General features: G+C 64.7%; 14 protein-coding genes and 1 other RNA gene. 7 read left to right on the top strand and 8 right to left on the bottom strand.

Annotated elements, in window-relative coordinates:
* The first annotated feature begins 2 nt into the window (after nucleotides 1-2).
* A complete protein-coding gene (locus tag B4400_RS01195; protein ID WP_078308788.1) occupies nucleotides 3-1,565 on the top strand; it encodes a phytoene desaturase family protein in 1,563 nt (520 codons plus the stop codon).
* Here the strand turns inward: B4400_RS01195 and B4400_RS01190 are convergent.
* Nucleotides 1,562-2,131: a hypothetical protein gene (locus tag B4400_RS01190; protein ID WP_078308789.1), complete on the bottom strand. Its 570-nt coding sequence runs from the start codon at nucleotides 2,129-2,131 to the stop codon at nucleotides 1,562-1,564. The genes B4400_RS01195 and B4400_RS01190 overlap by 4 nt on opposite strands.
* A gap of 122 nt (nucleotides 2,132-2,253) precedes the next feature.
* On the opposite strand from B4400_RS01190, the gene ssrA reads away from it, so the two are divergent.
* Nucleotides 2,254-2,622: a transfer-messenger RNA gene (gene ssrA / locus B4400_RS01185) on the top strand.
* Between the two features lie 40 nt (nucleotides 2,623-2,662).
* Here the strand turns inward: ssrA and B4400_RS01180 are convergent.
* The 3 genes from B4400_RS01180 to B4400_RS01170 form a co-directional block, all read right to left on the bottom strand.
* Nucleotides 2,663-3,055, bottom strand: coding sequence for an NUDIX hydrolase (locus B4400_RS01180; protein ID WP_502688366.1), 393 nt, complete (start codon nucleotides 3,053-3,055; stop codon nucleotides 2,663-2,665).
* Nucleotides 3,056-3,337: 282 nt separating this feature from the next.
* Nucleotides 3,338-3,694 carry a hypothetical protein gene (locus tag B4400_RS01175; protein WP_078308790.1) on the bottom strand — a complete coding sequence of 119 codons (357 nt, stop codon included), beginning with the start codon at nucleotides 3,692-3,694 and terminating at the stop codon, nucleotides 3,338-3,340.
* A gap of 90 nt (nucleotides 3,695-3,784) precedes the next feature.
* Nucleotides 3,785-4,426 carry an O-methyltransferase gene (locus tag B4400_RS01170; protein WP_078308791.1) on the bottom strand — a complete coding sequence of 214 codons (642 nt, stop codon included), beginning with the start codon at nucleotides 4,424-4,426 and terminating at the stop codon, nucleotides 3,785-3,787.
* Between the two features lie 58 nt (nucleotides 4,427-4,484).
* Here B4400_RS01170 and B4400_RS01165 point away from each other — a divergent pair, with 58 nt between their 5' ends.
* The 3 genes from B4400_RS01165 to B4400_RS01155 all read left to right on the top strand — a co-directional run bounded on the left by B4400_RS01165 (nucleotide 4,485) and on the right by B4400_RS01155 (nucleotide 7,259).
* Nucleotides 4,485-5,111 carry a TetR/AcrR family transcriptional regulator gene (locus B4400_RS01165; protein ID WP_078309006.1) on the top strand — a complete coding sequence of 209 codons (627 nt, stop codon included), beginning with the start codon at nucleotides 4,485-4,487 and terminating at the stop codon, nucleotides 5,109-5,111.
* An 18-nt stretch (nucleotides 5,112-5,129) separates the two neighbouring features.
* A complete protein-coding gene (locus B4400_RS01160) occupies nucleotides 5,130-5,558 on the top strand; it encodes a nitroreductase/quinone reductase family protein (protein ID WP_078308792.1) in 429 nt (142 codons plus the stop codon).
* A 120-nt stretch (nucleotides 5,559-5,678) separates the two neighbouring features.
* Entirely contained in the window at nucleotides 5,679-7,259 is a 1,581-nt protein-coding gene (locus tag B4400_RS01155) for an LCP family protein (RefSeq protein WP_078308793.1), read from the top strand.
* 5 nt (nucleotides 7,260-7,264) lie between these two features.
* On the opposite strand, the gene B4400_RS01150 is transcribed toward B4400_RS01155, so the two are convergent.
* Nucleotides 7,265-7,741, bottom strand: coding sequence for a nucleoside deaminase (locus tag B4400_RS01150; RefSeq protein ID WP_078308794.1), 477 nt, complete (start codon nucleotides 7,739-7,741; stop codon nucleotides 7,265-7,267).
* A 64-nt stretch (nucleotides 7,742-7,805) separates the two neighbouring features.
* On the opposite strand from B4400_RS01150, the gene B4400_RS01145 reads away from it, so the two are divergent.
* A complete protein-coding gene (locus B4400_RS01145) occupies nucleotides 7,806-8,714 on the top strand; it encodes a LysR family transcriptional regulator (protein ID WP_078308795.1) in 909 nt (302 codons plus the stop codon).
* Here the strand turns inward: B4400_RS01145 and B4400_RS01140 are convergent.
* Together B4400_RS01140 and B4400_RS01135 are read right to left on the bottom strand one after the other, a co-directional pair.
* Nucleotides 8,711-9,226, bottom strand: a complete 516-nt coding sequence (locus B4400_RS01140; protein ID WP_078308796.1) for a DUF1990 domain-containing protein — start codon at nucleotides 9,224-9,226, stop codon at nucleotides 8,711-8,713. The two genes, B4400_RS01145 and B4400_RS01140, sit on opposite strands and share 4 nt — an antisense overlap.
* Nucleotides 9,223-9,648 carry a winged helix-turn-helix transcriptional regulator gene (locus B4400_RS01135; protein ID WP_078308797.1) on the bottom strand — a complete coding sequence of 142 codons (426 nt, stop codon included), beginning with the start codon at nucleotides 9,646-9,648 and terminating at the stop codon, nucleotides 9,223-9,225. The genes B4400_RS01140 and B4400_RS01135 overlap by 4 nt, the downstream gene beginning before the upstream one ends.
* A 117-nt stretch (nucleotides 9,649-9,765) precedes the next feature.
* On the opposite strand from B4400_RS01135, the gene B4400_RS01130 reads away from it, so the two are divergent.
* Entirely contained in the window at nucleotides 9,766-10,959 is a 1,194-nt protein-coding gene (locus tag B4400_RS01130; protein WP_078308798.1) for a thiolase family protein, read from the top strand.
* Between the two features lie 5 nt (nucleotides 10,960-10,964).
* Here B4400_RS01130 and B4400_RS01125 read toward each other — a convergent pair whose 3' ends face one another.
* On the bottom strand, nucleotides 10,965-12,431 hold the full coding sequence (locus B4400_RS01125) for a glycoside hydrolase family 183 protein (protein WP_078308799.1): 1,467 nt from the start codon (nucleotides 12,429-12,431) through the stop codon (nucleotides 10,965-10,967).
* Nucleotides 12,432-12,480 lie beyond the last annotated feature (49 nt).

Below are 12,480 nucleotides of genomic sequence, written 5' to 3'. Positions count from 1 at the left end.
TGATGGCGGACTTCGAAGCAATCGTGATCGGCGCCGGGCACAACGGACTGACTGCGGCGGCGAAACTTCAGCAGTCGGGGCTGCGTACGGTCTGCCTCGACGCCAAGCTCTACTCCGGCGGCATGGCCTCGACGGTGGAGCTGTTCGACGGGTACCGGTTCGAGATCGCCGGATCGGTCCAGTTTCCGACATCCGCCGTGCTGAGCCGTGACCTCGGCCTTGATGCCTTGCCGACGGTCGACCTGGACGTTGTTTCGGTGGCGCTCAGGGGAATTGGCGACGATCCGCTGATCTACTACAGCGATCCGATGAAGCTGTTGACCCATCTCAATGAGGCGCATGGAGCCGAGGCCGTCAACGGCATGGCGGGGATCATGGCGTGGAGTCAAGCGCCGACGAGGGCGCTGGGGCGATTCGAGGTGGGACAGCAGCCGAAGACATTTGACGAGATGTATGCCTGCGCAACAAATGAATTCGAGCGGGCCAGCATCAACGAGATGCTCTTCGGTTCGGTGACCGACGTGCTGGACCGGTATTTCCCCGACAAGGAGAAACATGGTGCGCTGCGCGGGATGCTGGCATTCCTGGCGCTCAACATGACCTATCGCGGCCCGGAAACACCCGGGAGCGCAGCCGCGCTGGCCTTCGGGTTGGCGATGCCGGACGCGACCGCGTTGCAGATGAAGAAGCTTCGTGGCGGCATTGGGGCGTTGACGTCGCATCTGCACGATCACTTCGTCGGGCACGGCGGGGAGGTGCGGCTCCGCAGCAAGGTGGCCGAAATCCTCACCGCGGGCGGTCGGGTGACCGGAGTCGCGTTGGACGATGGATCGACAATCACCGCGCCGGTGGTTGTTTCGTGCGTCGCGCCTGATCTCACCGTGGTGGAGATGCTGGATTCCTCGGTGGTTCCGCCAGATCAGCGTGACCGATTCGCGCGCGTGGATCATCGCGGCAGCTATCTGCAAATGCATTTCGCCCTGGCGGCGCTGCCGGAGTTCATCGCGCCGTACGAGAGTCTGAACGATCCGCAGATGCAGTCGACGGTCGGGATGTACAGCACGCCCGAAGAGCTGCAGGCGCAGTGGGAAGACTGTCGGCGGGGGATCGTGCCCGCCGACCCCGCCGTGGTGTTCCAGATCCCGTCCCTGCACGACCGAGAGCTGGCGCCGGAGGGCAAGTACGCGGCCTCGGCGTTCGCCTTGTGGTTTCCGGTCGAGACCGAGCATGCCCGGTACGGCGAGATGAAGGCGGAGATGGGGCAGCGGGTCATCGACAAGATCTCCCGGCTGGCTCCCAATTTCGGGGACATCGTGCTGCGGCACACCACCTTCACGCCACGGCACATGGGCACCATGTTCGGGGCACCGGGCGGTGACTACTGCTTCGGGTTAGTGCACGCAGACCAGATCGGAGTCAACAGACCGGGGCCACGCGGATACCGCGACCATCCGTTGCCCGTCGAGGGCCTGTACCTCGGGAGCGCCGGATGTCATGGGGGACCGGCGATTTCTTTCATACCGGGATACAACGCCGCCTTGCAGGTGCTCGAGGACGCGCGCTAGAAGGCCCGGCTGCCCGTGGGGGACAGCACGAATCCGTGCGGACTGTCGCCGGTGAAGTTGGTGGGCAGTATGCAGATCGTCTCGCGCTGATCGCTCACGGCGCACGTGATCATCTTGTTGGTGGCCTTGAGGCCGTAGGTGATCTTCTGGCCGGAGGTCAGCGGGCGATAGGCGCTGGGGTCGACGGGCGCCGGGCCGGCCGGTGACGCGTCGGGCCGCGCGACAATCTCCTGCTGGCCCAGATCCGGCATGTGGGTCAGGCTGGCGGCGGGGGTGTTGAGTGAGACCGTGGCGATGTTCTCGTCGCCCGCGACGCCGGGGAGCTTGCCCCAGCACGTGCCCTCGAGGCCGGTGGCCCGGGAGTTCGAGGTGATGCGGCAGCGCAGGCCGTCGGGGGTGAGGAACTGCACACCCGTCGTGGCGTATGCGGAGTACGTCTCATAGGCGGTGGGCTCGACAGGTGCGTAGCCGTCGAGGTTGGGTACTGCCGGCTCGGCGGACGCCTGAGCAGCGAATACGGTCGCACCGGCCACAACGGCGGCGTAGGCACTCGGCAGCATGCGCATGGTGGTAACTCCCCAGGTTTGGCGATTTCCAGCACGCTACCGTGGCATGGCCGGGTAATTCGGTGGCTTCGTGGATCTGCGGCGGTAGGATGGAGTGTCTCACCGATGGTCGGTGGGGTGACGGGGCTGAAAGGTTTCGACAGCGAGTCTCGACTTAAGGGAAGCGTGCCGGTGCAGGCAAGAGACCACCGTAAGCGTCATTGCAACCAATTAAGCGCCGATTCTCATCAGCGCGACTACGCACTCGCTGCCTAAGCGACTGCGTGTCTGTCAGACCGGGAGCGCCCTCGGCCCGGACCCTGGCATCAGCTAGAGGGACAAACCTACGGGTTCGGTCGCGGGGCCCGTAGGGACATCAAACAGCGACTGGGATCGTCATCTCGGCTTGTTCGCGAGACCGAGAGATCCAAGTAGAGGCATAGCGAACTGCGCACGGAGAAGCCTTAATGAACGGCCGTTGGACCCGGGTTCAATTCCCGGCAGCTCCACAGATAGAAGACCCCCCGAACGTTCGGGGGGTCTTCTTTTGTTCTAGGGGGCTGTCAGACCCGTGCTTGGCGCTTGGACAAGAGCGGGGAGTATGTGCTCTGCGAGCAGGGGTGCCAGATCTGTGGGATACGGCCCATCAAGTAACTGCCAGCGCAGTTCCTCGATTTCGGCGGCCGGTTGACTGACCGGTACCGGCGGATGGGCGAACACCGTTGACTCAACATCGAATCCGGGTTCGTTCGCGGCCGCAGCTCTGAAGACCCCGAGCGAGCGCAGTGCCGTCGGCTCCAGATCGATCGACAGCTCTTCGCGGACTTCACGTACGGCGGTTTCCGCTGCGCTTTCGCCCACGTCGGGCTTACCGCCGGGCAACATAAACCGGGTGCTGCCGCGTTTACGGACGGTCAGGACAGCTCCGCGGTCGTCCCGCAGCACCACAGCGCTGACTCGAATGGTGCCCATGGGCTCGCTCGTGCTCACGCCGCCAGCATAGAAGCCCTCAGGGCTCGCCTCCGGATCTGTTGGCCGAGGCATCCTCTGGGCGCTCGCCTCGGCTGCCCCCCGTTGCCATGGCGGAAGTCCTCCACTTCGGGCGTACCAGCTACCCTGTGGCACTGACGATTTCAGGCATGCTAGTTCCCCAGGGCGGCTAGCGCATCCGATTATTTGCCAATCATCACCGCTGCCATCGCGACCGGATCTCCCGTACGGCTCGGCTCATTTTGCCGCGCGTTTGCATGCCACCGTGATGTAGGCGATCTGGTGGTCCACGTCATGGCTCCACGTGACGCCCCCGCGGGTACCGGCGCCGTCGCCGACGCCGCCACCGGCCTTGGTCTGGGTGGTGGTATCGGCCCACACCGCCGGGCCGATCCGGGTGCCGACAACCGATCCGGCGTCCAAGGCGCAGTTGCCGATTCGCTCGTACTGAACTTTATAGCCCTGTGATTGGAGCTCGGCGCCGAGTTCGCTGGGTGTCTGAGGTGATTTGGGCCCCGCGGATGCGGGCGCCGCACACAGCAATGCGAACGAAGTGCACGCCGCGGCCGTCAGGCCGAGGGTAGATTTGGACATGCCACACCTTCCTGGAGTGGTTCTGAAGGCGTTGGCGGCGGGAGACTTTGGCGAGACGACCGCCGCCAACGCTTCTGTGAGATTGCGCCGTTACGCACAACGGCAGCTGAGCTCCATGCATTCCCCGATGGGTGAGGCCACACTCACGTAGCCGTTCTCTGGGGTACGGACGTACTCCAGATATGGCTTGCTGCTTTCGAATCCGACGTTGTCGGCGATGACGAGCGCTCCTGGCGCCAGCTTGTCCTCGAGGATCTTGAGAATGGGCAAGTCGAGGTCGGGCCAGCCGTCTAGCAGCAGAAACTCGATCGGTCCATCAATCGTCTTTAGTGTCTCGCGGGCGTCGCCCTCCAGGATGGTGATGAGGTCGGACACTCCGGCTTCGGCGAAGGTCGCGCGTGAGGCGGTGATCTTCGCGGTGTTCATTTCCGTGGTGATGATGCGGCCGAAACCGTTGTCGCGAACGGCCGCGGCCGAATGCAGGGTCGAGATCCCGTAGGACAGGCCGTACTCGACGATGGTCTTGGGCTTGGTGGCGCGGACCAGGCTGTAGAGGAGCCGTCCGGCATCGGGCGCGACGGGCACGTAGATGTTCTGGAACAGTTCGACGCGCTCCTCGACGGACTTCTCGTGGAAAGTAGTCCGGTCGACGGGGAGTGCATCGCGTGAGGCGTTCTCGAAGAGCCGGTCCACGATCGTGGCGAATTCGGGTTCATGAAGTGTCGTTGTCATATCACCTAGAATAGACGCAACGTCTCGTCTAGTCTAGGGTGGTGATTCGATGAACGTTGTGAGTGAGACGGCGAAGCCCCGCGAGGCCGACGACGCGCGCCGCCATTTCGGAAACCGGCATGGCCGCAGCGAGACCGCGCGTGAGGCCGTCATTCACGCCGCCGACGATCTGCTGGTCGCCAAGGGCTATGCCGGAGTGACCATGGAAGGCATTGCCAAGGCCGCGGGGGTGGCCAAGCAGACCGTCTACCGCTGGTGGAGTTCCAAGGCGGAGGTGCTGATGGACGTCTTCCTGGAAGACGCCGCCTTTCAGTTGGATCCACCCGATCTGGGCGGCCTCGAGGCCGACCTGCGGCACCATCTGGGCGCCACCGCGCGGTTCCTCACGACCGATGATGCTGGCGCGGTGTTTCGGGCCCTCATTGGCCAGTCTCAGCATGACCCGCAGCTCGCGGACGCGTTCCGGGCTCGCTATCTACGCGAACAGCAGGCACGCGATCAGATTCCGTTCACTCGGGCGGTGCAGCGGGGGGAACTGCCCGCGGGCGTCGATGTCGCTCGCCTCGCCGAACAGTTGGTGGCGCCCCTGTACTACCGCGTGATCGTGACGGGGGAGGCGGTCGACGACGGGTTTGTCGAGGGAATTGTTGAGGATTTCATCCGCCACGGGAATAGTGTCAATTAGATTGACATTGCATAGGGCATGACCGAAACGAACCCCAAAGGCTTTCATGCGAGCGTGATGGCCCAGATTCGCGAGAACGGCGCCGTTGACGGCTTTCTCGCGCAGTTCGACATGTTGATCCTGCATACCATCGGCGCCAAGTCGGGCGAACCGCGTCAAAACCCGATGGCTTACCAACCGGGCGAAGAAGGTGGCGAGTTTTATGTGTTCGCCTCCAACAACGGACGGGAGAACAGCTCCGGCTGGTACTACAACGCGCTGGCCCACCCGGATCGGGTATCGGTGGAGATCGGCGATGACCGCTTTCCGGTGACAGTGCGTGATGTGGTGGGTGAGGAGCGCGACCGGATCTATGCGCGCCAGGCGGAACGCTTCGAGAACTTCGCCGAGTACGCGCGCATGACCACTCGAATTATCCCGGTGCTGGGGCTCGCGCGCGCGGATTAGCGAGCGGCCCTGGCAAATTCACACGTACTTCACAGTGGGCGTCGATATGGGACTCGCCGGAGAGTCCGAGGCGTGCTTGCCGTGTTTTGGACCGATTGTCCACAACAATGGTCAACTGTTATGGGCGAGCTGGATTCTGGTGAGGCGCAGCGCTGGGTGCTGGAGAAGGGGCGTCTGGTCGTCGGTATCGCTGCGGCATTTGTCATGGCCATCACAGGTTTTGGCTGGGCCGGATACAACACGGCGGTAGGGCAGATCATCACCTCGCACGTGTTACCCGGGGTGCTGACTCCTGTCGGCCAAGACCAGAACATCCTGCTCATGGGCCTGGATAGCCGGCTCGACCAGAACGGGCAGCCGCTACCGCAGGATATGTACGACGCGCTGCATGCCGGTGACGAGACGTCCGGTGGGTACAACGCGAATGTGCTGATTGTGGTGCACATCCCGGGCAACGACGGTCCCATCACCGCGGTGTCGATCCCGCGCGACGACTATGTGGACCTGGCGGGCTGCCCCGGGTCGGTGTGCAAGGGCAAGATCAAGCAGGCCTACGGATTTGCCTACCAGCAGGCACTGGACAGGCAGGCCAGCGGTGGTTCGGACACTGCGGGTGCCAACGATCTGACCGCCCGTGAGCAGGCCGCCCGTGAGGCTGGGCGCAAGGCTCAGATCGACACGGTGCGTGACTTCCTGGGCGTGCCGATCGATCACTTCGTGGAAGTGACCCTCGCCGCGTTCTTCCAGATCGCCAAGTCGGTGCAGCCCATCACCGTGTGCCTGAACCACGACACGGTCGACGAGTTCTCCGGCGCCAACTTCCACGAAGGTGTTCAGCAGATCGACGCAGCCCAGGCGATGGCCTTCGTCAGGCAGAGGCGTGACGAGAACGACGGATCGTTCACGGATATGGACCGCACCCGGCGCCAGCAGGCCTTCCTGGTGTCGTTGTTGACCGCGGTGCGCAAGGGTGGAGCGATGTCGAATCCGGCCGCGGTGCGCAACTTCCTGAACGTCGCGCACGAGAACGTCGCGATCGACTCCGGCCTCAATATCGTCGACTTCGCCGCGCGCGCCTCGACATTGACCAAGAGGCCAATGTCTCTCTACACGCTGCCCATCTCTGACTTTGGCCAGGATCCGAACGGTTCGGACGTCAATATCGTGGACCTCCCGACGATCCGGCAGATCGTCCATGATCGCTTCTTCGCCGATATCGCCCCCGCGCCGCCCACTGCGGCCGCGGTGATGCCCGCGGCCCCGCTTTCGACGCCCGTGGTGCTCAACGTCGTCAACGCGACGGAGCGCGACGGACTGGGTGCGGCCATCGAAGATGCCTTTACGGCCCGGGGATTCACGCGTGGTCGCGCGACGACGGCCGAGGCGATGTCGACCGAGAGCTCGATTGTCTATGGCTCAGATGCCCAAGAGGGCGCGCAGGCGCTCGCCGATCAACTGCATCTGCCGATGACGGAATCCGGTGCGGTCGCACCCGGAACTGTTCAGCTGACGGTGGGTTCGCAGTTCCCCGCGGACGACTACATCGCCCATCACAGCGCCGGGAAGAAGGGCGACTCGTCAGCGGATGCCAATTCGACCGACGTCTTGACCGCGGTTGCCGCGACGGGAACGGGCGTGCAGGCGCCGGCGCCAACCGACTTGAGCCAGATGGGTGCGGACGGCGTCGCGTGCGTCAAGTGAACTGATCAGCCACCCGCGCGGAAGCGGACGTGCAATGCATGCACATCTCCGGCGAGATCCGGTGCCGGACCGTCGGTCTCAATGCCAGGCGCGACCTCGTTGATGGACAGTGCCGCAACCGGGCCCGGGGGCACGCCGAGGTCGGTGAGCCACTGCGTCAGCTGGGCCGAGGAGCTGGCGTACACAATTCGGCCCAGCCCCACCCATGCGTGGGCGGCCGAGCACATGGGGCAGTGCTCTCCCGAGGTGTACACCGTTGAGGATGCGCGGTCGGCCGGCGGCTGATTCTCAGCGGACCACCGGGCCAGTTCGAATTCGGGATGGCGTGTCGAATCGCCTCCGCTGACGCGATTGCGGTCCTCGATCAGCACGGCGCCGTCAGGTCCGGCGAGCAGTGATCCAAAGGGCTCGTCGCCGGCATCGAGGGCCTCGGCGGCTAGTTCAATGCAGCGGCGCAGGTGCCGGATGTCGTTGTCGTCCATGGCTCTCCCATCGTAATAGGGGGCAATTACCAGGCGCTTTAGTCGAACCCCATAAACTGTACTTATGCCTCTTCCGCCGGGCACACCCGATCTCGACGTGCTGGACCTGCTGGTGTCCGTCGCCGAGACGGGCAGCCTCGGAGCCGCGGCGCGCCAGCACGGCATTTCACAGCCCGCGGCCAGCATGCGTATCCGCGCGCTGGAACGGCGCCTTCGGTTGGTATTGCTGGAGCGTGGTCCCACCGGGTCGCGGCTTACCGATGCTGGATTGGCCGTCATCGGCTACGCCACTCCGGTGCTCGCAGCGGCGCGAGAGTTCGTCACCGGTGTGGCCGCGCTGCATTCCGGCCGGGCGCCGCGGCTGGTGGTCGCCGCTTCGCGCACCATCGCCGATCATCGGATTCCGTTGTGGCTAACAGCTCTTCGATCACGGCACGCTGATGTCGCGGTGTCGCTGGAAGTGGGCAACACGCAACAGGTCTGTGAGTTGGTGCGGGGCGGTAGCGCGACCCTGGGATTCATCGAGGGGCCGCACGCGCCCGCCGGACTGGGTGGGGAAGTGCTGGGCGCCGACGAGCTGGTCGTCGTGGTGGGGCCCGGACACAAGTGGGCTCGGCGGCGTAAACCCGTGACGCTGCGCGAACTCGCCACCACGCCGCTTCTGATGCGCGAGCCGGGCTCCGGTACCCGCGACACCGTTTGGGAGGTGCTCAGCCAGGTGTGCCAGCCCGCGACGCCGGCGGCAGAACTGGGCTCGGCAGCGGCGATCAAGGCCGCGGCGGCAACGGGTTTGGCGCCGGCGATAATCAGCCGTCTCATCGCGGCCCCCGAACTGTCCGCGGGCACGCTGTGTGAGGTCGCCCTGGCCGACGCGATGGTGTTCACGCGTCAGTTCCGGGCAGTATGGCGGCCGGGTTCTCCGCCGACAGGACCGGCGCGGACACTGGTGGACCTGGCGTCCTCCGTCGATTAGGACGCCAGCGCCCGCAGGTAACGACGACGGAAGACCCGTTGCGCCATCAGGAGTATCGGGAAGACTCGCCGCCAGAAGCCTGATGGGGCGGCCCGCGTCAGCGAGCGCAGCGTGAGAAACACCGTGCCGTCGCCATTCTGGTGCACGATGAATGCCTCTTCGCCCGATACGGGATGGCCCGGTAGCGTGCCGTACGCAAACCCGCAGCGGTCGTTGGTGTTGGCCACGGCCACGATGCGCACCGGCTCGTGAATGCTGAACCGGCCCCATCCGAAGCTGATCTGGAACTCGGCGCCCTCGCTCACGGTCACCTCCGGATTCACCCGGAAGCCGCTGCGCCGCTTGACACCCCACGCCAGTACGGCCTGCGAAGCCTTTCGCCATGCCTCATCGCCGTGTCCGATGGGGACTGTCTGTTCGAATCGTCGCAGACCGGATGGTGTGGGAGCCCAGGTGCTTTCGCCCGGGCAGGTAGCCCCCGCGGGCCCGTAGGTGAGGGGCCTGGAGCTCATCGCACCCTGCCAAGCCGTCGCGATGTGAGATCGTCGAACGTCACTGCCTCTCCACAATTCTCACAGGTGGGCTGGACACGCAGTACCGACCCGCATCGGTGTTCCCAGACGCTCGGTGGGGGGCCCTGTGTGACGAACGTGTCTCCCCATTCCATCAAGGCGAACAGCACCGGCCGAAGGGCGCGCCCCGATTCGGTCAACAGGTATTCGTAACGGGGAGGGCGCTCTTCGTACTGGCGCTTTTCCAGGACGCCGGCGTCCACGAGCTTGCGCAGGCGGGTGGCCAGGATGTCGCGGCTGGCGCCGGTGTTGCGGACGATCGCGTCGAAGCGTCGATTGCCCAGCATGATCTCGCGCAGGGCCACCAGGGTCCAGCGTTCCCCGATGACGTCAAGGGCATTGGTTATCGAACAATCTCTCATAGTCGTGAAATCCAACTTAGCACGTTATGCACTTGATCACACTTAGTTGTGAATTCCAACTGACTGAGCGTATACCGGCAGGAGAGGAGTTCAACGATGAATCCAGGAGGCATTGCCATGAGAGACGCAGTGATTGTCGACGCGGTACGGACACCCGTGGGCAAGGGAAAGCCGGGTGGATCGCTGTCTGGCCTGCATCCGGTCGATCTGCACGCGCATGCCATTCGCGCGCTCATCGAGCGCACCGGGATAGACCCGGCCCTCATCGATGACGTTATCAGCGGTGCGGTCGGACAGGTGGGGGAGCAGAGCTCCAACACGGCACGGTGGGCGGCACTGGCCGCCGGGTTGCCCGAGACCGTCCCCGCGGTGACCGTCGATCGCCAATGTGGCAGCAGCCAGCAAGCCATTCACTTTGCCGCGCAAGGGGTCATCGCCGGGGCCTACGACGTGGTGATCGCCTCGGGTATCGAGTCGATGAGCCGGGTCCCCATGGGCAGTCAAAGCCTGGGTAAGGACTTCTTCGGCCCCGAGATCGCCCACCGCTACCCGGAAGGGCTTGTTCCGCAAGGCATCAGTGCCGAGCTGATCGCAGCGAGATGGAAACTGTCGCGCGGGCAACTGGATGCCTTCGCCGCCGAGAGTCATCGTCGTGCCGCTCAGGCCTGGTCCGAGGGCAGATTCGCGCGCGAAGTGGTGTCGATCAAGGCGCCCAATGCGGACGGCGAGTTGATCGAGGTGGCCGCTGACGAATCGGTACGGCCATCGACCACCGTGGACATCTTGGCCGGGCTCAAACCTGCTTTCCGTAATGAATTGTGGGAGCAGCGCTTCCCTCAGATCGACTGGAGGGTCACGGCGGGCAATTCCTCGCCGATCAACGATGGCGCGTCGGCCGTGCTCATCACGTCCAGTGAGACCGCCCGGCGGCTCGGACTCACCCCACGGGCCCGCGTGCACTCGGTCGCGGTGGTGGGCGACGATCCGTTGTACATGCTTACCGGAGTCATCCCCGCGACCGCGAAAGTCCTTGACCGTGCCGGATTGTCGTTGGCGGATATCGATGCCTTCGAGGTCAACGAGGCCTTCGCGTCGGTGGTTCTGGCCTGGCAAGCAGCAACCGGTGCCGACGTGTCCAAGGTCAACATCAACGGCGGAGCCACCGCCATTGGGCACCCGCTGGGTGCCAGCGGCGGGCGGCTCATGACCACGCTGGTGTCGGTGTTGGAGCAGACTGGTGGGCGCTATGGCCTGCAGACCATGTGCGAGGCAGGCGGTTTGGCCAACGCGACCATCATCGAGCGGTTGTAGCGCTGTTACGGAAGGGTGGTGCGCATCAACATGACGTTGTACGCCGACCACAGGGACAGGTTGAAGTACAGCTCCTTGCCGGTTGTCCACGGATGCAGGTACGGCGCGTAGGGCCCGCCCGGCATCTGTGACTCGGTGACGAGAATCTGTGGCGGGCTCCACGGGCCCTGCGGGGCGGGGGAGGTGGAGAGCAGGACATCGCCGGACTTGTCGCCGTACATCACCAGGTATTTCTTGAGGTAGGTGTTGTATTGCGCGGACATCTCGCCGACCGGGCCGGAGATGATCGGAGTCGCCGCGTTGGGATCGCCCGGTATCCAGGAGCCCCGGTCGGTGTTCCAGAACTCATGCTTGGCGGCGTCGGGCAGGTTCCCGGGCAACGCGCGTGATACGAATCCGGATCCGCTTCGCCCGGAAGGGGTTCCGAAGATGTAGATGTATCCGTCGTTGCCCTTGACGTAGGCGGCCTGCTGAAAGTTCTCATTTCCCGGGGTGAACGGGACCTGGCTGATGGCGTCGGGGGATGCGGGACGGACACTCTGGGGGAACGTCTTCCAGTTCTGTCCGTTGTCATTGGACACCGCGGTCGCCGAGTAGTTGGTGGTCCATTCGCCGGCGCTGTCCCAGCTCTTGATGGACATGTAGTTCATGTACTGGGTGCGTCCGACGGAAATGGCGGCCGTGGGAATGATGCCGCGTTCCTGGGCGGCCCACTTGATGGGCGGGATGATCTGCTTGGAGTAGCCGGGGCGTGACTGCGGGGAACCGGCATACGGGTTGGAGGTCGATCCCTCGGCCACCGCGAGACCGCGCGAGAGCGATTTGTCCTGAGTGCGCAGCAGGGTGTTGTACCGCCACTGCTGGCTTCTCATTCCGCAGTATCCGTAGGTGTCGCCAAAGGCCATCAGAACCTGGCGGCCGGCGGAATCGCCGTTGTCCCACATGATTCCGAGGTCGGTTCCGGAGATGCTGAACTTCTGAAGTGTGTTGGCGCCGGTGTCGACACCGGTGACCCAGCCGACGACGGAGGTGGAGGGGGAGACGGCGGCTTCGGGGGCAGGGCCGACCGCAGGCGCCGGGGCCGGGGCCGGTGCGACGGCAGCGGCCTGCTGGTCTTGAAGATTGTTCGGTGAGGGCTCGGGCGGATTGGGCAGGGCGGGGCGCGCCAGCTCTTGGGCCCACCCCGGCTTCTTCTTGGCGCTCTGTTGGGGCAGCACCTGCTTGAGGATGGCCAGGGGCAGCTTGCCCAGTTCTGGCAGGGGTGCCTTGTCATTGGCGCCAGCGGGTCGGCGTCCGATGGGGGGAGCCTGGCCGGGTATGCCGTCGTCGGGGACCGGGGTCGGCGGCTGGAGCCCCGCGGCGGGGCCGGTGCACGGGTCGGCGACGGCCAAGGGCGCGACATCGATCGCGACGCTTGATCCGATAACGGCCGAGGTCAACAAGACCACGGAGATTCGGCGACGCCTCGACATGTCAGACCTTCCGGGGCAGGACGCCGTTTCGACGTCAGTACTCGACTCT

This window comes from Mycobacterium sp. D16Q13 (assembly GCF_002013375.1).
Taxonomy (GTDB): domain Bacteria; phylum Actinomycetota; class Actinomycetes; order Mycobacteriales; family Mycobacteriaceae; genus Mycobacterium.
The sequence above is the reverse complement of the archived record's forward strand: the minus strand, read 5'-3'. Positions and strand labels throughout refer to the sequence as shown.